Annotated in this window: 20 protein-coding genes and 2 tRNA genes; 17 read left to right on the top strand and 5 right to left on the bottom strand. The window is 33.0% G+C overall.

What is annotated here, in order from left to right; translation table 11 throughout:
- Nucleotides 1-77: 77 nt before the first annotated feature.
- Nucleotides 78-2,390 (bottom strand): 5-methyltetrahydropteroyltriglutamate--homocysteine S-methyltransferase, encoded by a 2,313-nt coding sequence (gene metE / locus HHX25_RS00915; RefSeq protein ID WP_169669137.1) that lies wholly within the window; start codon nt 2,388-2,390, stop codon nt 78-80.
- A gap of 162 nt (nt 2,391-2,552) precedes the next feature.
- Here metE and HHX25_RS00910 point away from each other — a divergent pair, with 162 nt between their 5' ends.
- Nucleotides 2,553-3,011 carry an Lrp/AsnC family transcriptional regulator gene (locus HHX25_RS00910; RefSeq protein ID WP_169669136.1) on the top strand — a complete coding sequence of 153 codons (459 nt, stop codon included), beginning with the start codon at nt 2,553-2,555 and terminating at the stop codon, nt 3,009-3,011.
- Nucleotides 3,012-3,090: 79 nt separating this feature from the next.
- Here HHX25_RS00910 and HHX25_RS00905 read toward each other — a convergent pair whose 3' ends face one another.
- A complete protein-coding gene (locus HHX25_RS00905; protein WP_169669134.1) occupies nt 3,091-5,640 on the bottom strand; it encodes an ATP-dependent Clp protease ATP-binding subunit in 2,550 nt (849 codons plus the stop codon).
- A gap of 260 nt (nt 5,641-5,900) precedes the next feature.
- Here HHX25_RS00905 and gyrA point away from each other — a divergent pair, with 260 nt between their 5' ends.
- Together gyrA and HHX25_RS00895 are read left to right on the top strand one after the other, a co-directional pair.
- Nucleotides 5,901-8,468, top strand: a complete 2,568-nt coding sequence (gene gyrA, locus HHX25_RS00900) for a DNA gyrase subunit A (protein WP_169669132.1) — start codon at nt 5,901-5,903, stop codon at nt 8,466-8,468.
- Between the two features lie 13 nt (nt 8,469-8,481).
- Entirely contained in the window at nt 8,482-9,741 is a 1,260-nt protein-coding gene (locus tag HHX25_RS00895; RefSeq protein WP_169669130.1) for a tetratricopeptide repeat protein, read from the top strand.
- Nucleotides 9,742-9,799: 58 nt separating this feature from the next.
- On the opposite strand, the gene HHX25_RS00890 is transcribed toward HHX25_RS00895, so the two are convergent.
- Together HHX25_RS00890 and HHX25_RS00885 are read right to left on the bottom strand one after the other, a co-directional pair.
- Nucleotides 9,800-10,549, bottom strand: a complete 750-nt coding sequence (locus HHX25_RS00890) for a C40 family peptidase (protein ID WP_169669127.1) — start codon at nt 10,547-10,549, stop codon at nt 9,800-9,802.
- A gap of 9 nt (nt 10,550-10,558) precedes the next feature.
- Nucleotides 10,559-11,737: an acetyl-CoA C-acyltransferase gene (locus tag HHX25_RS00885; protein ID WP_169669125.1), complete on the bottom strand. Its 1,179-nt coding sequence runs from the start codon at nt 11,735-11,737 to the stop codon at nt 10,559-10,561.
- 126 nt (nt 11,738-11,863) lie between these two features.
- On the opposite strand from HHX25_RS00885, the gene HHX25_RS00880 reads away from it, so the two are divergent.
- From HHX25_RS00880 to HHX25_RS00865, 4 genes are all read left to right on the top strand, one after another.
- Nucleotides 11,864-13,912 carry an HD family phosphohydrolase gene (locus tag HHX25_RS00880; RefSeq protein ID WP_169669123.1) on the top strand — a complete coding sequence of 683 codons (2,049 nt, stop codon included), beginning with the start codon at nt 11,864-11,866 and terminating at the stop codon, nt 13,910-13,912.
- A gap of 95 nt (nt 13,913-14,007) precedes the next feature.
- A tRNA-Ser gene (locus HHX25_RS00875) sits at nt 14,008-14,091 on the top strand.
- 20 nt (nt 14,092-14,111) lie between these two features.
- Nucleotides 14,112-14,186: transfer RNA gene (locus HHX25_RS00870), tRNA-Pro, on the top strand.
- Between the two features lie 226 nt (nt 14,187-14,412).
- Complete coding sequence (locus tag HHX25_RS00865) at nt 14,413-15,669, top strand: site-specific integrase (RefSeq protein ID WP_169669121.1); 1,257 nt, start codon at nt 14,413-14,415, stop codon at nt 15,667-15,669.
- A 122-nt stretch (nt 15,670-15,791) separates the two neighbouring features.
- Here HHX25_RS00865 and HHX25_RS00860 read toward each other — a convergent pair whose 3' ends face one another.
- The gene (locus tag HHX25_RS00860) at nt 15,792-16,118 is read right to left on the bottom strand and encodes a hypothetical protein (protein WP_169669119.1); all 327 of its coding nucleotides are present in this window, start codon (nt 16,116-16,118) and stop codon (nt 15,792-15,794) included.
- A gap of 443 nt (nt 16,119-16,561) precedes the next feature.
- Here HHX25_RS00860 and HHX25_RS00855 point away from each other — a divergent pair, with 443 nt between their 5' ends.
- The 10 genes from HHX25_RS00855 to HHX25_RS00815 all read left to right on the top strand — a co-directional run bounded on the left by HHX25_RS00855 (nt 16,562) and on the right by HHX25_RS00815 (nt 24,443).
- Nucleotides 16,562-16,894: a hypothetical protein gene (locus tag HHX25_RS00855; RefSeq protein ID WP_169669117.1), complete on the top strand. Its 333-nt coding sequence runs from the start codon at nt 16,562-16,564 to the stop codon at nt 16,892-16,894.
- Nucleotides 16,895-16,912: 18 nt separating this feature from the next.
- The gene (locus tag HHX25_RS00850; RefSeq protein ID WP_169669115.1) at nt 16,913-17,440 is read left to right on the top strand and encodes an RNA polymerase sigma-70 factor; all 528 of its coding nucleotides are present in this window, start codon (nt 16,913-16,915) and stop codon (nt 17,438-17,440) included.
- 590 nt (nt 17,441-18,030) lie between these two features.
- Nucleotides 18,031-18,153: a hypothetical protein gene (locus tag HHX25_RS21320; RefSeq protein WP_262888864.1), complete on the top strand. Its 123-nt coding sequence runs from the start codon at nt 18,031-18,033 to the stop codon at nt 18,151-18,153.
- 1,001 nt (nt 18,154-19,154) lie between these two features.
- Nucleotides 19,155-20,615 carry a type III PLP-dependent enzyme domain-containing protein gene (locus tag HHX25_RS00845; protein WP_169669113.1) on the top strand — a complete coding sequence of 487 codons (1,461 nt, stop codon included), beginning with the start codon at nt 19,155-19,157 and terminating at the stop codon, nt 20,613-20,615.
- Nucleotides 20,616-20,617: 2 nt separating this feature from the next.
- Nucleotides 20,618-21,556 (top strand): agmatinase, encoded by a 939-nt coding sequence (gene speB / locus HHX25_RS00840; RefSeq protein WP_169669111.1) that lies wholly within the window; start codon nt 20,618-20,620, stop codon nt 21,554-21,556.
- On the top strand, nt 21,546-22,520 hold the full coding sequence (locus HHX25_RS00835; protein ID WP_169669109.1) for a deoxyhypusine synthase family protein: 975 nt from the start codon (nt 21,546-21,548) through the stop codon (nt 22,518-22,520). Before speB ends, HHX25_RS00835 begins: the two co-directional genes overlap by 11 nt.
- A gap of 11 nt (nt 22,521-22,531) precedes the next feature.
- Nucleotides 22,532-22,810 carry a hypothetical protein gene (locus HHX25_RS00830; RefSeq protein WP_169669107.1) on the top strand — a complete coding sequence of 93 codons (279 nt, stop codon included), beginning with the start codon at nt 22,532-22,534 and terminating at the stop codon, nt 22,808-22,810.
- Nucleotides 22,811-22,812: 2 nt separating this feature from the next.
- The gene (locus HHX25_RS00825; protein ID WP_169669104.1) at nt 22,813-23,226 is read left to right on the top strand and encodes an NUDIX hydrolase; all 414 of its coding nucleotides are present in this window, start codon (nt 22,813-22,815) and stop codon (nt 23,224-23,226) included.
- A 10-nt stretch (nt 23,227-23,236) separates the two neighbouring features.
- Complete coding sequence (locus HHX25_RS00820; RefSeq protein WP_169669102.1) at nt 23,237-23,650, top strand: VOC family protein; 414 nt, start codon at nt 23,237-23,239, stop codon at nt 23,648-23,650.
- A 4-nt stretch (nt 23,651-23,654) separates the two neighbouring features.
- Complete coding sequence (locus HHX25_RS00815; protein WP_169669100.1) at nt 23,655-24,443, top strand: RMD1 family protein; 789 nt, start codon at nt 23,655-23,657, stop codon at nt 24,441-24,443.
- Nucleotide 24,444 lies beyond the last annotated feature (1 nt).

Raw genomic sequence — 24,444 nt, 5'->3', positions numbered from 1 at the left:
TATTCTAATTGAATATAGGATTTTAATATGATTAAAAGGAATTGTTATTCAGATTTCAATAGGGTGTTCTTTCTTGATTAAACGATTTCCAGAACTAGCTCTCTTTGTTGTTTAGCTGCTTTTACCATGTTTTCTAAAGCTGTTTTTGTTTCTGGCCAGTTCCTTGTTTTTAATCCACAATCAGGATTTACCCAAATATGTTCTTTAGGCAAAACGTTTTTTGCTTTTAAGAGTAGGTGTTCGATTTCTTGTACAGAAGGGACTCTAGGAGAATGAATATCATAAACGCCAGGACCAATTTCATTGGGATACTTAAAGTTGACAAAGGCTTCTAATAATTCCATTTCAGATCGAGACGTTTCAATGGTTATGACGTCAGCATCCATGGCTGCAATACTATTAATAATATCATTAAATTCAGAATAGCACATATGTGTATGAATTTGGGTTTCATCTTTTACACCAGAAGCAGAAATTCTAAATGCTTTTACGGCCCAATCCAAATAGGTTTTCCAGGCTTCTTTTCTTAAAGGTAAACCTTCACGGATGGCAGGTTCATCAATTTGAATAATTTTTATTCCGTTGTTTTCTAGGTCGACCACTTCGTCTCTAATAGCTAATGCTATTTGGTTGCATGTTATTTGTCTGGGTTGATCATTTCTAACAAAAGACCATTGTAAAATGGTTACTGGCCCTGTAAGCATGCCTTTTACAGGTAAGTCTGTTAAGGATTGTGCGTAAGCAGACCATTTTACTGTCATAGCACTTTCTCGAGATACATCACCAAATAGAATAGGAGGTTTTACACATCTGCTACCATAGCTTTGTACCCAGCCAAAGCTACTAAAAGCAAATCCGTTTAGCCTTTCTCCAAAATATTCGACCATATCGTTTCGTTCAAACTCTCCATGTACTAAAACATCGATACCAATTTCTTCTTGAAAACGGATAGATTCTTTAGTTTCTTTGGCAATTAATGAGTCATATTTTGATGGAGATAAAATGCCTTTTTTGAATTTCGATCTCCAACTCCTAACTTCTTTAGTTTGTGGAAATGATCCGATGGTAGTCGTAGGGAATAATGGTAAGTTTAGTGCCGATTTTTGTTTTGTCTGTCTATTTTTAAAAGTGCTTTTTCTTTGACTATAGCTGTCATTTAAAGCTAGCACTCTGCTTTTTACATGGGTACTATGAATTAGTAGTGATGTTTTTCTATTAGCATGTGCTTGCTTGTTTTCCTTAAATTCGTTTTGAAATTCATTATAATTTGAAGAGGCTAGCCCTTTAAGGGTTCTAATTTCTTGTAATTTTTGCTTTGAAAAAGCTAGCCATTGTTTTATTTCAGGATCTAGGTTCGTTTCATTGGTTTCTAAATCTAAATCGTAAGGGCAGTGGAGCAGAGAACATGATGTTGATATCCAGACATTTTCTTCCCCGATTTTCGAAACAGCTAATTCGATAGTTTGCAAGGAGTCATCAAAGTTGTTTTTCCAAATATTCCTTCCATCTACTAAACCTAAAGAGAGTTTTGTGGTTAAATTGAAGTTTTTAGATTCTAAAATATCGTTTAATTGTAATTGACACCTTACCAAATCTAAATGCAAAGTGTTTATAGGTAGCTGCAAAACAGTGTCTAAATTATCGCCATAACAATCGAAGTAGTTGGCTAAAAAGATTTTTAGATTAGGGAACTTGGTGTTTATTTTTTCATATGAAGATTTAATGGCAAGTCTTTCTTGTTCATTTAAATCCAAGGCCAGGCAAGGTTCGTCAAATTGAATGTATTCAACATCCAGTGAAGTCAATCTAGAAATAATTTCAAAATAGACTGGCAATAATTTGTCTAATAAGCTTAGTTTGTGGAAGCCAGCTTCTTTTTCTTTTCCTAATAAAAGAAACGTTACAGGGCCAATTAGTACGGGTTTGGTTTTAATACCTAATTCTAGAGCCTCCTTGTATTCGTCGATTATTTTGCTTGAGAAAAATTCAAAGTTTTGTTCTCTTTCAAATTCGGGTACTATATAATGGTAGTTGGTGTCAAACCATTTAGTCATTTCCATGGCAGTACAGTCAATGTCTTCATTTTGGATACCTCTAGCCATGGCAAAGTATAAATCTAACTGGTTTTCATGTTTTAGTTTGTTATAACGTTTGGGTATACAGCCTACGCTTAAACAAGTGTCAAGTACCTGATCGTAAAAAGAGAAATCATTTGAAGGCATATAATCTATTCCTGTATTTTTTTGAAGTAGCCAGTTTTCCTTTCTAATATGGCTCCCCACTTTTAAAAGTTCTTTTTGGCTAATTTTACCCGCCCAATAAGCTTCGTTTGCTTTTTTTAGCTCTCTTTGACTTCCGATTCTTGGATATCCTAAAATTGTAGTTTTCATAAAAATATTATTGCTTTATATCTGAGCAAAGTTAGTTTTATGGATTTTTTATACTGTTAATGGTGTGTTATTTGGACGTAATAACTGTTTTTGTGTTTATTTGTAGTTTTAAAATCTTATAATAGTGATTAAAGACAAGTTAAACAGAAAATCATTCTATAGATGCTATTGGATAAAATAGATTTACGCATATTAAACATACTTCAGCATAATTCTAATTTAACCACTAAGGAATTGGCGGCAAAGGTAAATTTGTCTACAACGCCAGTTTTTGAAAGGGTGAAGAAATTAGAAAAGGAGGGCTATATTAAAAAATATAAAGCCGTATTGGATGCTGAAAAGTTGGATAGGGGACTTATGGTGTTTTGCAATATAAGACTCAAAGAACATACCCGTAAAATTGGAAATCAGTTTGTTAAAGATATTCTTTCCTTGGATGAGGTTACAGAGTGTTATAATATTTCTGGCGATTACGATTTTTTATTGAAGGTTTTGGTAAAAGATATGAAGCATTATCAAAACTTTGTTTTAAATCATTTAGGTGAATTACAAAATATAGGAAGTGCTCACAGTACCTTTGTGATGGGAGAAATTAAAAACTCTTATTTGGTACCAATTTAATTGAAAAAAACCTGAGGTAGAGTCTCAGGTTTTTTTCAATAATAAGTCTTTTAATTTTTAATACTTCTTTAATGAATCTTTAAGATTCTGCTGGATTTTCAGTTTTTTCTATTGAGATGCTCAATTCTTGAGTTGTTTTATCTAAATCGATTTTAATTTTATCACCCTCCTCAAGATGGGAGGCAACAATTTCTTCAGCTAAGGCATCTTCAATATACTTTTGTATGGCCCTTTTTAAAGGTCTAGCACCATATTGTTTATCAAAACCTTTTTCGGCAATGTAATCTTTGGCACTTTTGCTAAGCTTTAAAATATAGCCTAAACCTTTAATTCTTGCTAAAAGCTTTTCTAATTCAATATCGATAATTTTGTTGATATCTTCTTTTTCTAAAGCATTAAATACCACCACATCATCAATTCTATTTAAAAACTCTGGAGCAAACGATTTTTTCAGTGCATTTTCAATAACACTTCTGGCATTGGCATCTTCTTGCGCTTTTTGCGATGCCGTTCCAAATCCTATACCTGTTCCAAAATCTTTAAGCCTTCTGGCTCCTATGTTGGAAGTCATGATTATAATCGTGTTCCTAAAATCGATTTTTCTTCCTAAGCTATCTGTTAAATAGCCATCATCAAGTACTTGAAGTAGCATGTTGAAAACATCAGGATGTGCTTTTTCTATTTCATCCAGTAATATGACAGCATAAGGTTTACGTCTTACTTTTTCGGTCAATTGTCCACCTTCTTCATAACCAACATATCCTGGAGGTGCTCCAATTAATCTGGAAATAGCAAATTTTTCCATATACTCACTCATATCGATTCTTACAAGAGAGTCTTCGCTATCAAATAATTCTCTGGATAATACTTTTGCCAACTGAGTTTTACCAACGCCTGTCTGGCCTAAAAAGATAAATGAACCAATTGGTTTGTTTGGATCTTTAAGCCCCGCGCGATTGCGCTGAATCGCTTTTACGACTTTAGCAACAGCATCGTCTTGTCCAATTACTTTTCCTTTTATAAGATTAGGAAGTTCGGCAAGTCTGTTAATTTCGGTCTGTGCAATTCTGTTTACTGGTACTCCAGTCATCATAGAGACAACATCAGCAACATTATCTTCGGTAACAATTTCTCTATGTTGTTTAGTGTCCTCTTCCCATTTTTCCTGAGCAATAGCTAACTCTTTTTCAATGCGCTTTTCGTCATCTCTAAGTTTGGCAGCTTCCTCGTATTTTTGTTTTCTTACAACGGCATTTTTAGTTTCCTTAATGTCTTCCAGTTGTTTCTCAAGTTCTAATATTTGCTGAGGAACATCAATATTCGTTATATGTACACGAGATCCAGCTTCATCTAAAGCATCAATAGCTTTGTCTGGTAAAAAGCGCTCTGTCATATACCTATTGGTTAACTTGACACACGCTTCAATGGCTCCCGGCGTATAATCAACATTATGGTGTTCTTCGTATTTTCCTTTTATGTTATTGAGGATTTCAATCGTTTCTTCTACCGAAGTAGGTTCCACGATGACTTTTTGAAAACGACGTTCTAAAGCGCCATCTTTTTCAATATACTGTCTGTATTCATCTAATGTTGTTGCTCCAATGCATTGAATTTCACCACGCGCTAAAGCAGGTTTAAACATATTGGAAGCATCTAAACTTCCCGTTGCACCGCCGGCACCAACTATGGTATGGATTTCATCAATAAACAGAATAACATCATCATTCTTTTCGAGTTCATTCATCACTGCTTTCATGCGTTCTTCAAACTGACCTCGATATTTTGTTCCAGCGACTAAGCTTGCCAAATCTAATGTGACAACACGTTTATTAAATAAAATACGCGATACTTTTCGTTTTACAATTCTAAGGGCTAAACCTTCAGCAATGGCAGATTTACCAACGCCAGGTTCACCAATTAGAAGTGGATTGTTTTTTTTGCGTCGACTTAAAATCTGTGACACACGTTGTATTTCCTTTTCGCGACCAACAACGGGATCAAGCTTGCCTTCTTCTGCTAACGCGGTTAAATCACGTCCAAAATTATCCAAAACGGGTGTTTTGGACTTCTTGTTCGTTTTTCCAGCAGGTGTATTAAAAATATTGTCCTTTGAAGCATCACCTTCTGCATTCATATCATCATCTTGAAAAGATTCAGATTTAGGTTCTATATAGTTATTGTCGTTTGTTATCATAAGCTTAAATTGTTCTTTAACATTATCGTAATCGACTTTTAGTTTATTTAAAAGCTTTGTGGTAGGGTCATTTTCATTCCTCAAGATACATAGCAGTAAATGTGCCGTGTTTATTGAGGTGCTTTGAAATAATTTAGCCTCTAAAAACGTGGTTTTTAAAGCGCGTTCTGCTTGCCTAGTAAGGTGTAAGTTCTTTTTTTGGTTGGAAGTTACAGCAATATTCGGGTTCGCAGGGCTTAATATTTCAACTTTGCGTCTTAAATGATTTAAATCAATATCTAAAGCGTTTAATATGTTAATGGCTTTGCCGCTACCATCGCGCAAAAGCCCAAGCATTAAATGCTCAGTGCCGATAAAATCATGGCCTAACCTTAGTGCTTCTTCTTTGCTATAAGCAATTACATCTTTTACTCTTGGGGAAAAATTATCATCCATAATCGTGTCCTTTCTGCATTAAAAATACTAAAACATTTTACTAAAGGCAAAAACTGTACCTTAAATTGTCAGTAAGTTGCTAATTGACGAAAAAATCTTTATAAAATCAAAATTTTTTAAAGTATACTTATTAACTAAAAAAGCATGTAAAATTGTTAATAAAAAACACGAAAAAATAGTGTGAAAACACTTAACATGACTGTTGAAATAGTTATATTAGCATGTTTTGAAATATAGATAAAACTTAATTAAAATTATATATGGCAGAAGGAGAGAAATTGATCCCTATTAATATTGAAGATGAGATGAAATCGGCATACATTGATTATTCAATGTCGGTCATTGTGTCACGTGCTTTACCAGATGTAAGGGACGGCTTGAAACCAGTTCATAGACGTGTGCTTTACGGCATGCACGAGCTAGGTGTTAGAGCAAATTCAGCGCATAAAAAATCCGCAAGAATAGTTGGAGAAGTTTTAGGTAAATACCATCCACACGGCGATACATCTGTTTATGATGCTATGGTACGTATGGCTCAAGAATGGAGTTTACGCTATATGCTTGTTGATGGTCAAGGGAATTTTGGTTCTATAGATGGAGATAGTCCTGCAGCAATGCGTTATACGGAAGCCCGTATGCGTAAGATATCTGAGGACATGTTGGCAGATATTGAAAAAGAAACGGTAGATCATAAATTGAATTTTGATGATACCTTGCAAGAACCAACGGTGCTTCCAACGCGTATTCCAGGACTTTTAGTTAACGGAGCATCGGGTATTGCAGTAGGTATGGCTACTAACATGCCGCCTCATAATATAACTGAAGTTGTAAATGGAACCATTGCTTATATAGATAATAATGATATTGAAATTGACGAGCTTATTACACATATAAAAGCGCCGGATTTTCCAACTGGAGGAACTATTTATGGTTACGATGGGGTTAAAGAAGCTTTTCATACAGGTCGTGGTCGTATTGTTATGCGGGGAAAAGCAAATATTGAGGAAGTAAATGGACGTGAGTGTATTGTAGTAGAAGAAATACCTTATCAGGTTAATAAAGCAGATATGATTAAAAAGACTGCGGACTTGGTAAATGATAAGAAGTTGGAAGGTATTTCAACAATTCGCGATGAATCCGATAGAAACGGTATGCGTATTGTATACGTTTTAAAGCGTGATGCCATTCCTAATATCGTATTAAATAAATTATTTAAGTATACAGCTTTGCAATCATCTTTTAGTGTAAATAATATAGCACTGGTTGATGGGCGTCCGCAACTGTTAAACTTAAAAGACCTTATTCACTATTTCGTAGAGCATAGACACGAAGTTGTTGTCAGGAGAACAACATACGAATTACGTAAAGCTGAAGAACGAGCTCACATTTTAGAAGGGTTGATTATTGCTTCTGATAATATTGATGAAGTTATAGCCATTATTAGAGCTTCTTCAAATGCAGACGAAGCCCGGGAGAATTTAATCAAGCGTTTTGAGCTTTCTGAGATTCAGGCAAAGGCTATCGTTGAAATGCGTTTGCGTCAATTAACAGGTCTGGAGCAGGACAAATTACGTTCGGAGTATGAGGATATTATGAAGACCATTGAAGACTTAAAAGATATCTTAGCGAGAAAAGAGCGCAGAATGGATATTATTAAGGATGAATTGGAAGTTGTAAGAGATAAATATGGTGATGAGCGTCGTTCAACTATTGAATATGCAGGCGGTGATTTAAGTATTGAAGATATGATTCCTGATGAAAAAGTGGTTATTACCATTTCACATGCAGGTTATATTAAACGTACATCACTTACAGAATATAAAACACAGAATAGAGGAGGGGTTGGTCAAAAAGCATCAACGACTCGAAATGAAGATTTCTTAGAACATCTATTTGTTGGGACTAATCACCAATATATGCTGTTCTTTACACAAAAAGGAAAATGTTTTTGGATGCGTGTTTATGAGATCCCTGAAGGAAGTAAAACCTCAAAAGGGCGTGCTATTCAAAACCTGATAAATATTGAGCAAGATGATAAGGTTATGGCCTTCATTTGTACTCAAGATTTAAAAGATGAAGATTACATAAATAGCCATTATGTTATTATGGCTACCAAGAATGGCCAAGTAAAGAAGACATCTTTAGAGCAGTATTCGCGTCCTAGAACGAATGGAATCAATGCCATTACTATAAAGGATAATGATGAGCTATTAGAAGCAAAATTAACTACAGGAAACAGTCAGGTTATGTTAGCACTTAAATCTGGTAAGGCTATTCGCTTTGAAGAGGCAAAAACCAGACCTATGGGGCGTGGCGCTTCTGGGGTTAGAGGTATTAGACTCGCTCATGATAACGATGAAGTTATAGGAATGGTTACTATTGAAAATTCTCAAGAGGAGTCTGTACTAGTCGTTTCAGAGAATGGTTATGGCAAACGTACTTATATTGATGATCCAGAAGATGGAGAGCCAGTATACAGAATTACTAATAGAGGTGGAAAAGGAGTTAAAACCATTTCTATTACAGAGAAAACAGGAAATTTAGTAGCTATAAAGAGTGTAACAGATAATGATGATTTAATGATTATCAATAAATCTGGAATTGCTATACGTATGGTTGTAGAAAATTTACGAGTTATGGGGAGAGCCACCCAAGGTGTTAAGCTTATTAATTTAAAAGGAAACGATTCTATAGCAGCAGTTGCTAAAGTTATGCATGATGAAGATGAAGTAGAAGACCCTGAAACAATTGAAAATACTGATGTTTCAGAGGATGGCACAACTCTTGATAACAACAATGCAGAAGATAATAATACCAAAAACAATTAAAATATTTTATAAAATGAAAAAACAGTTAATCATAGCTTTAGCTCTTTCAATGGGTGCTTTCACCTTTGCACAGAAAAAAGAATTGAAGACAGCAGACAAGGCTATAAAGGGTGAGAAATTCGAGGACGCCAAAGCAGCTTTAAAACAAGCAGAGACATTAATGTCTAGCATGGATGACAAAGCTAAATCGAAGTTTCATTATTTAAGTGCCAAAGCTTTTTATGCAGGAGGTAAAGGATCGTTAGCCGAAACAGATCTGGCTCTTGTTAATTTAAATAAAGTAAATGTAGGGTATTCAGCAGAAATTAATTTGATGAAGCAAGAAATAGCAAATAGTTTGTTGCTAAAAGGAAATGCTGCTTACGAGAAAAAAGAATATTCGGATGCTTCGGTATATTTTGAAAAATCTTATAGGGTAACTGAAAGAGATACAGTATTTCTTTATTATGCTGCAGCTACAGCTGTTAATGTTAGTGAGTATGATAGAGCTTTAGGGTTGTATGAAGAGCTTAAAAAATTAGGTTATACAGGTATTGCAAAGCAATACTTTGCTACTAATATTGAAACTCAGAAAGAGGAAGCTTTTAATAATAAAGAAATGCGTGATATTTCTGTTAAAGCTAAGACACACATTAAGCCGGTTGAACGTATGACTGAATCAAAAAAGCCAGAGATTGTAAAAAATGTGGCGCTTATTTATGTGAACAGAGGTGACAATGAAAAAGCAATTGCTGCTATGAAAGAAGCAAGAGCTGAAAGCCCTGATGATGTTAATTTAATATTATCGGAAGCGAACGTTCACTATAAAATGGGAAATACAGAAGAGTTTAAAAACTTATTGCAAAAAGCAACAAAAATGGATCCTACTAATCCTGAATTACAATATAATTTAGGTGTAATAGCGGCAGAGTCTGATCAAGTCGAAGAAGCAAAAGGTTATTATGAAAAGGCTATAGAATTAGATCCACAATACATAAATGCCTATATAAATTTATCAGCTTTGGTTTTGAAGAAAGAAGAAGCAATTATCGAAGAAATGAATGGGTTAGGAACTTCTAGAGCAGATAATAAACGTTATGATGAGTTAAGAGAAGAGAGACAAAACCTTTATAGAAACGCGATACCATATTTGTCGAAGGCACTTGAGATTGATTCTAAGAGTCTTAGTGCAGCAAAAACATTGATGAACATTTATAGCATTCTTGGAGAAACAGATAAACATAAAAGTATGAAAGAAAAAGTTGAAGCTCTTGAAGCAGAAGGGGCCAACTAGTTTAGATGTACTTGATGATATGAAAAAAGGAGCAAATTTAAATTTGCTCCTTTTTTTATTAGATTACTTTTTTGATGACACGTAACTTATGTGTGTGTATTTTTTTATCAACATTATAAATACCAGAGTGATCTAATCTATCAATTCTAACTTTACCATGTGCATGTATAATGTAGTTGTCTTTCATAATAATACCAACATGTGTTATAATGCCTTCGTTATTATCAAAGAAAGCCAAATCACCAGGTTCACTTTCTTCAATAAAGCTTAAGGCCTCTCCTTGAGTTGCTTGCTGTGATGCATCACGTAATAGTTTATAGCCGTTTAATTTATAAACCATTTGAGTTAAGCCAGAACAATCTATACCAAAAGGTGTTTTTCCGCCCCAAAGATAAGGCGTGTTTAGGTACAAAAATGCTGTCTGAATGATGTTGTTTTTTGCTTCTTCTCCAGAGATATAATTACCTTCATGTTTATGCTCTAAGTAGGAGAGTCCATTTAATGTAGATCCTAATAAAATTGGGTGAAGCTGGTTATTGTTGTCTTCAATGAACTCTACTAAATCTGTTGAGAGCTTAGGAGTTTCTTTATTTAAAGATTTATATATATCTTCAGTAATTTCAAGATATTGCTTGTTGTCTACCCAACCCTCGTAAGAATCAAATGCTAAGCGAATTTTACTCCAGTTTTTACGTTGCTCCAGGATTTTAAAAAAATCACCATAGATTACCTGTGATACGAGCTCACTGGTGTCTGTAGGTTCATTTCTAAGGGGAACAATGCTTAAATTACAAATTCCGTATTGCATTAAACAGGTTTAATTACGTTCTATAACAATTGCAGATGCACCGCCACCTCCATTACAAATAGCAGCCGCCCCAATTTTAGCATTGTTTTGCTCTAAAACATTTAAAAGTGTGATTATAATTCTAACACCAGAACAGCCTAGTGGATGCCCTAATGATACAGCACCTCCATTTACGTTTACATTGCTATCATTTAACCCAAGAATTTTCATATTGGCTAAGCCTACTACAGAGAAGGCTTCGTTAAATTCAAAATATTCTACATCGCTAATTTTTATTCTAGCTTTGTCTATAGCTTTCGGCAGGGCCTTAGCAGGGGCCGTTGTAAACCATTCGGGCTCGTGTGCAGCATCAGCATAACTTTTTATAGTAGCTAAAGGGGGTAATCCTAATTCATTAGCTTTTTCTTTACTCATTAAAACTACAGCACCAGCACCATCGTTTATAGTTGAAGCATTCGCAGCAGTAACAGTGCCATCTTTAGTAAATGCAGCTCGTAGATGGGGAATTTTATCCATTTTCACATTGGTGTACTCCTCATCTTTACTAACTATAATAGGTTCTCCACGACGTTGAGGTACTTCAACAGGTACTACTTCATTATCAAATTTTCCTGCATCCCAAGCCGCTGCAGAGCGCTTATAAGACTGTATAGCAAAAGCATCCTGGTCTTCTCTCGAAAATTTATATTCTGTAGCACAAGCATCGGCACATACACCCATGGCATTTTGGTCATAAGCGTCAACTAGACCATCTTTCTGCATGCCGTCAATTAATGAAGTAGGTCCAAATTTGGTTCCAGTACGAGTATGTAGGTAATGAGGGATTAAGCTCATGTTTTCCATACCTCCAGCAACAATAATCTCGGCATCACCAAGAGCTATAGTCTGTGCAGCTTGCATGACTGATTTCATCCCAGATGCGCATACTTTGTTTACCGTAGTACATGGAACTGTATTGGGAATACCAGCATAAATAGCAGCTTGTCTCGCAGGGGCTTGGCCTGTTCCTGCCTGAACTACATTGCCCATTAGTACTTCCTCTACTAATTCTGGATTTAAATTTATTTTATTTAAAGCCCCTTTTATAGCGATAGCCCCAAGTTTAGGAGCAGGAATAGTAGACAAAGCGCCTAAAAAACTACCTATTGGAGTTCTTGCAGCCGATACAATTACTACTTCTTTATTCATTAATTCGATGCTTTAGTTTATACTTGCGAAAATAACAATTTTTTAGTAGAAATGTGAATGATTCATTTATTATAAAAATGGTCAAAGCTTATAATTTTATTACATTTGAAACCATTACACTTTTTAATGAAAGATTTTATAAATAAATTATATAGAAACCATTCCTTAATTTATAAGGGACTTTTATTCATCTCGACCACTTTTTTTATTGTGTATTTATTTCCCAAAGGAGGAAAGTTTAAATATAATTTTGAAAATGAAAAACCTTGGCAATCGGAAAATTTATATGCGCCTTTTGATTTTGCTATAAAAAAGACCGATGCAGAAATAACTTCCGAAAAAGATGCTTTGGCCAAGAACTCAACACTATATTTTAATTTAGATAATACTATAGAGATTAAAGTAAAATCTTCATACAAAAACCAATTTAAAAATATATTTCCAGATTCTATTTCCAGAACTTTATCTAATAAGTTATACAAAACAGGAGAAGAAATTATAGACAAGCTGTATTTATTTGGAGTTTTAGTAGAAGATTATAGCTTCTCAAATACTAAAGCTATAGTGGTGCTCGATGGGAGAGTTGAAAAACAAAAAGGATCTTTTTCTAATTTAATAAAGCAAGATGCTGTTTCAAAAGTCATTGATAATACTTTGAGTAAACGGGAATTGATGCATTATAAAACAGGTTTTACAGCCTTGTTTTTTGATTTAATTGAGCCCAATTTAACGTACAATAAATCCTTTACGGATAAAGTTTTACAAGAAGAAATTAGTAAGATAGCTTATACCAGGGGGAGTATTGCAAAAGAAACCTTAATTGTTTCTAAAGGAGAAGTTGTTGAAGGGGATAAGTATCAGATTTTAAAATCACTGCAATCTGAATACGAATCTCAAGTTTGGAGTGAATCAAGCTATATCTGGGTGTTATTTGCCTATACGTTATTAGTAGCATTAGCTTTATTAATGCTACTTTTGTTTTTACGAAAGTATAGGGTACTTGTATTTGAAAATAATACAAAAGTTACGTTTATTTTCTTTAATATTTCTCTATTGATATTTATTACAACGATGGTTGTAAATTATAATTCAAAGTATATTTATATTGTTCCAATTTGCATTTTGCCCCTAATCTTTAAAGCGTTTTTTGATGCCAGATTAGGGTTGTTTGCACACGTACTTACCGTACTGTTAATAGGTTTTATAGTACCAAATAGCTATGAGTATATGTTTCTTCAAATCATAGCGGGAATCGTCACCATATTGACTGTTTCGGAACTATACAAAAGAGCCAATTTATTTATTTCGGTAGGACAAATTACCCTTATTTATATTATAGCCTATTTTGCATTTATCGTTATTCATGAGGGAAGTGTAAAAACCATTAAATGGGAAACATTTATATGGTTTATTTTGAGTGGATTGGCTACGCTATTTGTGCAACCTTTAATATATATTTATGAGAAGCTTTTTGGCTTAGTTTCAGATGTGTCACTTTTAGAATTGTCAGATACTAATTCAAAATTGCTTAAAGAACTATCAGATAAAGCGCCTGGAACATTTCACCATTCTTTAAATGTGGCTAATTTGGCAGAAGCTTCTGCTAATGAAATAGGCGCCAATGCTATGTTGGTAAGGGTAGGAGCATTGTATCATGATATTGGTAAAATGAAAAATCCCACATATTTTACCGAAAACCAATCGACAGGAATTAATCCTCATGATGAGTTATCATCAAAGGAAAGTGCCCGAATTATTATCGATCATGTTATAAATGGCATAGAGATAGCTAGAAAAAATAATTTACCAGATAGGGTTATAGATTTTATACGGACGCACCATGGCACTAGTGTTGTATATTATTTTTATATGCAAGAAAAGAAAGATTTTGAAGAGGTTGATAAATTAGATTTTAGCTATCCAGGGCCCAAACCGTTTAGTAAAGAAACAGCAATATTGATGATGTGTGACAGCATTGAAGCTGCTTCTAAAAGTTTAAAAGAGCCTACGTCGACAAAGATTGATGCTTTTGTTGAAAATATAATAAATAAGCAAATTGAAGATGGTCAATTTTTGAATGCAAATATTACGTTTAAAGAGATTGAATCTATAAAAAAGGTGTTAAAGCACAAGCTTGCAAATATTTATCATTTACGTATAGAATACCCAGAATAAAAATTATAAAAAAGTCAATAAAATAGTTGCGTTATATCTAAGTATCTAGTACATTTGCCACCGCAATTTTATTGCTAAGTTCTTATTAAGAATTGGGAGAGGTGCCAGAGTGGTAATGGAGCAGATTGCTAATCTGTCAACGCGTAAGTGTTGCCCGGGTTCGAATCCCGGTCTCTCCGCATTTTTAAGATAACCAATTCGGGGTGTAGCGTAGCCCGGTTATCGCGCCGCGTTTGGGACGCGGAGGTCGCAGGTTCGAATCCTGCCACCCCGACGAACCTAGAAATAGGTTACAACAAAACACTGTTAATCATATGATTTTCAGTGTTTTTTGTTTTTACACATTTTATTTGATATCAAATAAAAGCATCTAAAACCATATAAAAGGTGTGCAATTAGGTGTGCAATTGTTTACCAAAAAAGTGCTAACTTTAAAGAACTTTAGGGTGTGATTTGACTTTCTGCTTAACAAATTATTGTTTAACTAAAGTCAATGAGTTATGAAAACAAAAAGCACTTTTGCCGTTATTTTCTTTACTAGAAAATCTAGAAGCAATCTCAATCATCTTTCTATCTATGTTCGTATTACCGTAAAAGGTAAACGAGCAGAAATGAGTTTGAAAAGAAGTATTGACCAAAATGAATGGGACAGTACAAAAACAAAGGGTAGGGGAAACACCGAAAAAATAAGAGCTTTAAACGCCTATTTAGATGAGGTGTATAACAAACTACTAAAGTGTCATAAAGCCCTTTTAGAAGAAGATAAAATCATATCCTCGGATGCCATTAAGTCGCGATACTTGGGAGAGGATGACAACAGTAAGACCTTAAAAGAATTAATCACTTACCATAATGAGAATATGATCCACGTTCTCAAAGCGGGAACGATGAAAAATTATTATACCACAGAACGCTATTTACAAAAGTTCTTGCAGAAGAAGAAAAGAGTAAAAGACATCTATCTAAAACAATTGAATTTTAGATTTATCACAGATTTCGAGCACTATTTAAGAACCTATAAAAACACCAAAAAACAATTGATGTTATCTAATAATGGCGTTATGAAACATTTGGAGCGTTTTAAAAAAATGATAAACCTAGCCATCAAACTAGAATGGATGCATAAAAACCCATTTAGCCAATTTCAATTAAAATATAACAAATACGACAGGCAATACTTAACAGAAAGAGAATTGCATCTATTGGAAGCTACAGACTTTACAAGTGAGCGCTTACAAAAAATCAAAGATTGTTTTGTGTTTTCATGTTATACTGGGTTATCCTATGTAGATGTTAAAGAACTTACGGAAAGCAATATTGTTAAGGGTATAGACAACAATAATTGGATATATACCAAACGAGAAAAAACGGACGAGCAAGTAAAAGTGCCAATACTCCCAAAAGCATGGGCAATACTTGAAAAGTATAGAGCTATCCAAGGAAAAGATTTTATAACCAATTTGTTACCGATAAGCTCCAATCAAAAGACCAATACCTATTTAAAAGAAATTGCTAAAGCTTGCGGTATCCAAAAAAACATTTCTTTTCATGTTGCTCGACATACATTTGCAACAACCGTGATGCTATCCAATGGAGTGCCTATTGAAACGGTATCCAAACTTTTAGGGCATACCAAACTCTCAACAACTCAAATTTATGCTAGGGTAGTAGAAAGTAAAATAAGTGAGGATATACAAAACCTACTTATGCGATTTGAAAGCAAGAAGCAACAATCCCAAGAGCAAGCCAATTTTTAAGACTCAAATAGAGTTTACTTTCAATACAATATTAGAGATTGATGAGGTAGGGTTTATAGGATGGTAAAAACATCATTAGTTTAAACTAATGAATGGTGACAGGTTCTAAATAAAAAAGATGTTTATTCTTCTTTTTTTGTATTAACTACAAAATCATCATTAATTTTTGAACCATATTTATTTTCAATCATTTTGAAAAAATCGGATAGAGCTATTTTCTTGTAGAAGCACATTATTGCAAGCGAAGATAAAGGAATTCGATACCCATCTTCCTTTTTTATTTTAGTTAAAATGTGTCGATGTACACCGTATTTTTTGCTGTGAGAAAGATTGGAAGCTCCGTCGGAAAGCCATTCAGTTGTAATATAGTTGCAAACAAATTTATCCAACAAAAAAACTTTTCCAGATTCATCTTGTTTATGACTCTTTTTATTTTTACTCTTTGACATAAAGACAAAAGAAAAATATTTTTTTTATTTTAATTGTCACGATAATGCCAGTTTGATTTTTTTTTATTAAGTTTGTTTTTGATTATATATATTTGCGATTCTTCGTATTAAAAATATTTGAAGCTGTCGCTTTGATTCTCTGTTAGAAAACTGGTAATTTTGCACCTGAGATGATAAGTAGATTAGCTCGCGACCTAGGCGTGAGCTCTCTTATCGGTGCAAGGTATACCAGTACCCCTAACAGGTAGGTTGAGTTTCACGCTTTTTTGTGTCTATACATTAAGGTTTTGAGATTTATTTATCTCATTTTTCAAACCAACTTCAACTCTATTGATCATTATAAAATACGTATAATTTAATCTAAAATAGGAATACTATTTTATTTCCTGCTGCCTTTTGGTACGCAGTTATATGTTTACTGGTAAAATCTTAAAATCTATTTCATGTCTAATTCTAAAACTCCAACTATTCCATATAGCTTGACTCGTCTATATTATGTCGCTGAACCTCTCTTAATCGAGTTGCTTGACAGATCTAACCTAACTAATGAAGTTAAAGTACATTGCAAATTGGGCTTAAAGGTTATTGGTATTATATACACTGGTCTATCTTGTAATTCGGGTACGTATCTTTTATTTAATAAAAAGTTTGATGGGTTCTTTGCCTTTTTTCCTAAGGACTATATTAACAATAGGGAATTGATTCCTGTTGATATGATTTTCACCAATCTAGTGTTGTGCACTAAAGCAAATGAGGTTGTAAATGCTGGTTGGTAGCTTAAAAAAAATAAAATTATGAGCGGGGATAGAAAAGACTTCACTCATAGGGAGTATAAGAGCTATTTTGAAGGCTTGTATCCGCAACTTTGTGTGTTTGCATATAAATATCTTAGTGATTTAGATACTTCAAAAGACATCGTTCAGGATGTTTTTATTAAAGTATGGGAATCTAAAACCGTTTTTGAAAATGAAACCCATGCTACTGGATTTTTTTATAAAGCCGTAAAAAATAAATGCCTCAATTATTTAAAAAGTAAAACCTATAGGGTTACAGAGTGTTATGAGCTTGCAAAGTTAGAGGCTTATGACACTGAAGAATTCTATATGTCTGAAGCCGTAGTTATAGAAACTACCGTTGTTATAGAAAACGCCATCAATGGACTACCAGAAAAAGCCGCTCAAGTTATTAGATTGAGTATAAAAGATTTTACAAATAATGAGATCGCAGAGCAATTATCCATATCTATCAATACGGTCAAGGATCATAAAAAAGTAGCCTATCACAAATTAAGAAAGATTCTTGGCTTTTTAAAAATGAGATAGCTTGTTTTACATGGAAAGGAATTGAACGAAAAATTAGGGTTTAAATGTTAAAACGATCCCTGAAAGAAATAACACTGATATCATATAAAATATAAGCGTTACTATTTATCAAGGATTCTAAATACTCATTTAATCTGCCTTCATATTATTTTGAATTCCCCATAATATTTTAACCACAAATAATTTAAGAACTGCACATTTAATAAAACCCGTCTTATCTTTTTCTTAAAATCTCTCTTTTACTCAGATTACGTTCTTTAAGCCAATACCTTGTCTGTGTATTTGTTTTCGACCGTGTGCGGGCGGAAATGAATAGCAAGAGGGTAGCGCGCAAAGGCGATGCTACAGTTTCCATTTGCTTCGTGAAGCCTTGTAAATAATGGGTTTTTATTGATTGTATAATAAGTTTAAACATAAAAGTTTACTGTAAAACCCTTCGGAACACCAGTAAACATTGAAAAAGTTTGCTGTAAATAATGAAAAGTATCTTAAAAGAAAATATTTCAAAATCAGATAATCATCATTCAAGGTAAGGTGTATCTAAAATTAGAGTTCTATGCCCATTGGGTAGGAATTCAAGATGTGTGTCTGTGGGCACATTCTTGTTTGCTCCCGAAGGTCGCAAAATAAAAAAGAGTGTTTTAAAAGGGAAAAGAATAATCGTTTTTAAAGTTATGGATTTAGAGGCTGGATTGAGCGATGAGAATCCATAAGTTTAAAAATGCAGCAAGCTCGCCCAAAGCGAGTGCGGTAGTCTTCGATATTTTGAGAAGATATTTCCATTTTCAAAAAAGAACAAATGGCATCAAATTTTAGGATTTTAGTAATTTTTACTTTAAAAAATCATTGATTTTACTGGGATACCAGACTTTTTAAAGTAAAAATTACTAAAAAACAAAACGCACATATTTTCAATGCGCTGAAAATCAACTAAATAAAAAACAGTAACACGCCACTGCGTGTTACCCTCTTGCTTTTCCCCCTTAGTTTAGTGAACACGCTTTTCATAGAGGTTTTTTATTAGAATAGATAACTATTAATAATAATCTTTTCTTTAGGGAAAACCCTTTATAATTGTAAAAAAAACTAATTAATTAAACAAAGATTGTTTGTGGTTTCTCCAGTAACTTGCTATAATATATTTGTGTGTTCTTATGGACACGTAAGTATTCGAGAGCATATTTCAGAATCAAAAGTACTGGGTTTTCTTCGTTAGAATATAAAGCAAATTATTATAACAATGTATTTGTATTATAATGTTTTGCGTTATGTGCTTTTGACTTGGTAAAGACGAAGTTTAAACTACAATGTTTTCTCTATAATATTAAAGGAATACTCTTTTTACTATGCGATGATAGGATAGTAGTGGAATGTGTGTCGAAAGGAAATAAATTAAAAAAATACAATTATTCAATTTTTTATATTTAATTTGTAACACTAAAGCTTTTATCATAAGGGCTTTTAGCTGAACAAATTGAAACATGTTTATAAGTTCGGTCTTTTGAAAATTAGGAAGTCATATTCAAAAGAAGCTTACGGAGTAGGTAACCGAAATTTAAAGCTAACTTCCGTAGTAAAAATCGTGTCTACACGGTATAAATTGTGTTTTGTCCCCAAAATACAATATCAAATTATGATTTGATTTTAAGTTATTAATTCTTTTTAGGAAGGTGTACCTGCTTTCGTGTTTTAATAACTTTTTATCACATTTATAATGAATACAAAATATATTGATTTAATCAATCAAACTTTTGATTTTCCTCAAGAAGAATTCGTTCTTGAGAAAGACCACTTACTTTTCCATGATATAGACCTAAATAAATTGGTTGAAACTTATGGGGCACCTTTAAAATTTACATACTTACCTAAAATTTCCGATAATATAAATAAGTCGAAAGTATGGTTTAACAATGCTATTAAAAAACATGACTACAATGGTAACTATAACTATTGCTATTGTACAAAAAGTTCACATTTTAAACATGTTTTAAATGAAGCTTTGAAGAATGACATACATATTGAAACCTCTTCGGCTTTTGATATAGATATTATTGAAACTTTAAAAGAAGAAGGAAAAATAAATGACAATACGTTTGTTATTAGTAATGGTTTCAAGCGTGCTCAATACATAACAAATATTGCGAGGTTAATCAATAATGGTCATCAAAATTGTATTCCAATTATTGATAACTACGAAGAAATAGATTTGCTCTCTAACGAAATCGAAGACAATTTTAATATTGGTATTCGTATAGCTTCGGAAGAAGAACCCAAATTTGAGTTTTACACCTCTCGGTTAGGAATTGGTTATAAAAACATCGTGCCTTTTTATAACAAGCAAATTAAAGACAATCCGAAAGTACAGCTTAAAATGCTTCACTTCTTTATTAACACGGGTATTAGAGATAATGCTTATTATTGGAATGAGCTTTTAAAATGTCTTAAAGTTTATACAAGTTTAAAAAAAATATGCCCATCTCTAAACAGTTTAAATATTGGAGGTGGTTTCCCTATTAAAAACTCATTAGCTTTTGATTTTGATTATGAATACATCATAGATGAAATCATCAATCAAATTAAGCTTACCTGTGAAGAAGAAGGTGTTGATGTACCTAATATTTTCACAGAATTTGGAAGTTTTACAGTTGGAGAGAGTGGTGGGGCAATTTATGAAGTGCTTTATCAAAAACAACAAAATGATAGGGAAAAATGGAATATGATAAACTCTTCATTTATCACTACGCTTCCAGATACTTGGGCGATTAATAAACGCTTTATCATGTTACCTATAAACCGTTGGAATGATTCTTACGAGCGTGTTTTACTTGGAGGCCTAACCTGTGATAGTGACGATTATTATAATAGCGAGCAACACATGAACGCTATCTATTTGCCAAAATATAACAAAGACAAACCATTATATATAGGTTTTTTCAATATAGGAGCTTATCAAGAATCTATAGGTGGTTATGGAGGATTGCAACATTGTTTAATCCCTGCCCCCAAACATGTTTTAATTGATAAAGATGAACATGGAAACATCTCAACGCAGTTATTTAGAGAACAACAAAAAAGTCAAGAGTTACTCGAAATTTTAGGCTATGATAAAAAATCGGAAACACATACAATTCAATATTTAAATACAAGTGCTGAATTACAATTAGCAGATAAATAAAAATGGAAACTAAAACTTACGCTGGAATACCAGAAGAATTTGCAAAATTAGAACATGCAAAGATTGTATTAATTCCTGTTCCCTATGATGGAACAAGTACATGGCAAAAAGGAGCAGATAAAGGACCAAAAGCCTTTTTAGAAGCATCTGAAAACATGGAACTTTATGATATTGAGACGGATTCAGAAATTTATAAACAAGGTATTTACTTAGCTGATGCCGTTACAGAAAATACATCTCCAGAAAACATGGTTGATGCAGTACATGAGGTAACGAAAAAATACATTAACAAAAATAAATTTGTGACTGTTTTTGGCGGTGAACATTCTATATCTATTGGAACAATTAGAGCATTTAACGAAATGTTTCCAAGCTTAACGGTTTTGCATATTGATGCACATGCAGACTTACGGAAAAGTTATGAGGGTAGTTCTTGTAATCATGCTTGTGCAGTTTATGAAGCGAGTCAAAACACCAATTTAATTCAAGTAGGTATTCGTTCTATGGACATAAAAGAGAAATCTATTATGAATTTGGATAAAACTTATTTTGCTCACGATATGGCAATAGACGATTCTTGGATGGATTCTGCCATAGATCAAATGACAGAGAATGTATTTATAACATTCGATTTAGATGCCTTCGACCCTTCTGTTTTACCAAGTACAGGTACACCAGAACCAGGGGGATTGCTTTGGTATGAAACCATGGATTTTCTAAAGCAAGTATTTACAGAAAAAAATGTTGTTGGGTTTGATATTGTTGAATTATGCCCTAATGAAATAGATAAGTCTTCAGACTTTCTTGCTGCTAAATTGTATTACAAAATGTTAAGCTATAAGTTTCAAAACGATACAATAGAAGACGATTACGACAGTGCTTATAATGATAGATCATTAACTAATAATTTATCAAAATTCAAAGAAGAAGATGACTACTAAAGGTGCAATTTCAAATTTTATAGAAACATATTATTTACATTTCAATGCTGCTACTGTTGTTGATGCAGCAAAATCTTATGAAGAGCAATTAAATAAAGGCTCAAAGATGTTAGTGTCTTTGGCAGGAGCAATGAGTACAGCAGAAATAGGAAAGATTTTTGCAGAAATGATACGACAAGACAAGGTGCAAATCATTTCTTGTACAGGAGCAAATTTAGAAGAAGACATTATGAATTTAGTGGCACATTCTCATTATAAACGTATTCCTGACTACAGAGACTTAACACCAGAAGAAGAATGGGATTTATTGGAACAAGGACTTAACCGTGTTACAGATACTTGCATTCCAGAAGAAGAAGCATTTAGAAGATTGCAAATACACATTTATGCCATCTGGAAAGAGGCTAATGATAAAGGCGAACGATACTTGCCTCATGAATATATGTATAAGTTACTTTTATCTGGAGTATTAGAAGCTTACTATGAAATTGATTTAAAAGATTCTTGGATGTATGCAGCAGCAGAAAAGAATCTACCTATAATTTGTCCAGGATGGGAAGATAGTACTATGGGGAATATCTTTGCAAGTTATGTTCTTAAAAGAGAGCTTAAAGCCAGTACGATGAAATCTGGAATCGAGTATATGACCTTTCTTGCAGATTGGTACAGTGATAACTCTGAAAAAGGAATAGGTTTCTTTCAAATTGGAGGGGGGATTGCTGGAGATTTTCCTATATGTGTAGTACCAATGCTATATCAAGATATGGAGCGCACAGATACACCTTTTTGGAGTTATTTCTGCCAAATAAGTGATTCTACTACAAGTTATGGTTCGTATTCAGGAGCTGTGCCAAATGAAAAGATTACGTGGGGAAAATTAGATATTAATACACCAAAATTTATAATAGAGAGTGATGCTACCATTGTTGCTCCATTAATCTTTGCCTATCTGTTAGGCATGTAACACTAAAAGAAATGATACGCAAAATTGTAGATTACCAAAAACTGAATGAAGATATTTTAAATTTATTAGTTGAGAAATTTCCAGATGGATACGATGATGACGATATTATTTCATTCAGAAATGCTAATAATGAACTTATTGAAGCGGTAGAGGTTAGAACTGATGATACTATTTATCTTGTAAAAATTGGTACGAAATTAGTGAAAGCGATGGAAGAATATGAAGAAGATGATAATTCTACTAATGAAAGTTTAGATATTGATGCTTTAAATGAAGAGGGTTTAGATTAATCATGTTAAACAAAATTGATAAATCTAGACTTATTGCAGTTAAAAAGGACAAGATTCTTGTTCTTGAAAAGATAGGTGTTAAGAAAAAATACTCTCTTGCTGGTGGAGTGAAGAAGAAAAATGAAACAGACTATCAATCATTAATAAGAGAAACTTTTGAAGAAATAGGATTAAAGTTAAAAAAGAAAGATTTGACTTATTTTCTGTCAAGAAAGAACACCAACAAGGAACGACAAGAAATATATAAGCATTACTTTATCATAATAAAACCTCTTAAAAATATTGAAGTATTAGAGCTTCATAAGTTTAAAAAAGTATTATGGATTCCTTGGTATGATGCACTTGAATATCTAGATAAAGACGACCGAAGTGCAATAACATTATATTTTGACCAGTTTAGGAAACAAATAAATTAAAACAGAAATTATGAAAGCACAATTTCACTTAGCATTGCCTTGTGAGAGTATAGAAGTTACAAAAACTTTTTATATAGATACTTTAGGTGCTACTCAAGGTAGACAAACAGATAAATGGATTGATATAAATTTATACAACAATCAGCTTACTTTTACCGAATCAGGAACTTTTAACTTTAAATTTAAAAACTACAAACTTGATGATAACGTTCTACCTTCCTTTCACTTTGGTGTTATTATCGGTATAGAAACCTGGGGTACATTATATAGAAAACTATTACGGTCTAACCAAGAAGTAACTACTGAGTCTACTTTTATGGAAAATAAAGTTGGAGAACATCTTTCCTTTTTTATCACAGATCCTAATGGGTATATGATTGAGTTTAAAAGTTTTAAAGACAAGACTGAGGTTTTTACCTCATAAAACAATGAAAACAACAGCTATTGCTATTCAAGTAGCAGAATATATTGATATTAAATCATTAAAAACGATTTTTAATCAACGCCCTTTATTTTCAGATAACGACGAAATATTTTTTTGTTTAGACCAAGGCAAATATTTATATGCATTTAAATATGGGATTATCTGTGTTTATAATTTTACTTCAACTGAAATTAGTGTTCTAAAAAAGAAAATTAATATAACCCTAAAAGGAGATGTTGTTATTAATTCAGTAATCTCTGAAACACTTGAAATAGTTACAGGGGGAGACTGTTTTAGTACAGATTTTGATAACGTAACCTTACCAGACAATGATGCAGAAAAGCTTCGTTTAGTGATGCTTAATCTATCGCATTCTTTGGCACTAGATTATTACGCTAGTATTGCAGAACAGTTATTAGAAGATACTAGAAGACATACAAGTTATCTAGAGAATCATGGTAAGTTAAATATTGGTGGAAAAAAATTAAAATGCTATATAGGCAAAGTGTTAAATGTGAAAAATAAGATTTCTGAAAACCTATATATTTTCGACTCCCATGATGCCGCTTGGGATGATAAAAACCTCAATAAGCTTAATTCAGAATTAAAGAAAAAATTCGATTTAAAAGATAGATACCAAATTATCAATCAACAGGTAAATATTGTAAAAGAAAACCTTGACCTATTTAAAGACATAATGTTCCATAAAGAAAGTAGTAGGTTAGAATGGATTATTATCATTTTAATAGTTATAGAGGTAATAGATTTAGTCATTTTAAAAATTATAAAATAAA

Source organism: Flavivirga algicola (assembly GCF_012910715.1).
In the GTDB taxonomy this organism is placed as follows: domain Bacteria; phylum Bacteroidota; class Bacteroidia; order Flavobacteriales; family Flavobacteriaceae; genus Flavivirga; species Flavivirga algicola.
Note: the sequence above shows the minus strand (reverse complement) of the source record. Positions and strands in the feature narration are given on the sequence as shown.

Excerpts from the sequence above, each read along its gene's own strand:
- metE (WP_169669137.1), bottom strand. The coding sequence starts at position 2,390 with ATGAAAACTACAATTTTAGGATATCCAAGAATCGGAAGTCAAAGAGAG.
- HHX25_RS00830 (WP_169669107.1), top strand. The coding sequence starts at position 22,532 with ATGATACGCAAAATTGTAGATTACCAAAAACTGAATGAAGATATTTTA.
- HHX25_RS00910 (WP_169669136.1), top strand. The coding sequence starts at position 2,553 with ATGCTATTGGATAAAATAGATTTACGCATATTAAACATACTTCAGCAT.
- HHX25_RS00905 (WP_169669134.1), bottom strand. The coding sequence starts at position 5,640 with ATGGATGATAATTTTTCCCCAAGAGTAAAAGATGTAATTGCTTATAGC.
- HHX25_RS00855 (WP_169669117.1), top strand. The coding sequence starts at position 16,562 with ATGTCTAATTCTAAAACTCCAACTATTCCATATAGCTTGACTCGTCTA.
- HHX25_RS00885 (WP_169669125.1), bottom strand. The coding sequence starts at position 11,737 with ATGAATAAAGAAGTAGTAATTGTATCGGCTGCAAGAACTCCAATAGGT.
- HHX25_RS00820 (WP_169669102.1), top strand. The coding sequence starts at position 23,237 with ATGAAAGCACAATTTCACTTAGCATTGCCTTGTGAGAGTATAGAAGTT.
- HHX25_RS00880 (WP_169669123.1), top strand. The coding sequence starts at position 11,864 with ATGAAAGATTTTATAAATAAATTATATAGAAACCATTCCTTAATTTAT.
- HHX25_RS00815 (WP_169669100.1), top strand. The coding sequence starts at position 23,655 with ATGAAAACAACAGCTATTGCTATTCAAGTAGCAGAATATATTGATATT.
- gyrA (WP_169669132.1), top strand. The coding sequence starts at position 5,901 with ATGGCAGAAGGAGAGAAATTGATCCCTATTAATATTGAAGATGAGATG.
- speB (WP_169669111.1), top strand. The coding sequence starts at position 20,618 with ATGGAAACTAAAACTTACGCTGGAATACCAGAAGAATTTGCAAAATTA.
- HHX25_RS00895 (WP_169669130.1), top strand. The coding sequence starts at position 8,482 with ATGAAAAAACAGTTAATCATAGCTTTAGCTCTTTCAATGGGTGCTTTC.
- HHX25_RS00890 (WP_169669127.1), bottom strand. The coding sequence starts at position 10,549 with ATGCAATACGGAATTTGTAATTTAAGCATTGTTCCCCTTAGAAATGAA.
- HHX25_RS00865 (WP_169669121.1), top strand. The coding sequence starts at position 14,413 with ATGAAAACAAAAAGCACTTTTGCCGTTATTTTCTTTACTAGAAAATCT.
- HHX25_RS00845 (WP_169669113.1), top strand. The coding sequence starts at position 19,155 with ATGAATACAAAATATATTGATTTAATCAATCAAACTTTTGATTTTCCT.
- HHX25_RS00835 (WP_169669109.1), top strand. The coding sequence starts at position 21,546 with ATGACTACTAAAGGTGCAATTTCAAATTTTATAGAAACATATTATTTA.
- HHX25_RS00860 (WP_169669119.1), bottom strand. The coding sequence starts at position 16,118 with ATGTCAAAGAGTAAAAATAAAAAGAGTCATAAACAAGATGAATCTGGA.
- HHX25_RS00850 (WP_169669115.1), top strand. The coding sequence starts at position 16,913 with ATGAGCGGGGATAGAAAAGACTTCACTCATAGGGAGTATAAGAGCTAT.
- HHX25_RS00825 (WP_169669104.1), top strand. The coding sequence starts at position 22,813 with ATGTTAAACAAAATTGATAAATCTAGACTTATTGCAGTTAAAAAGGAC.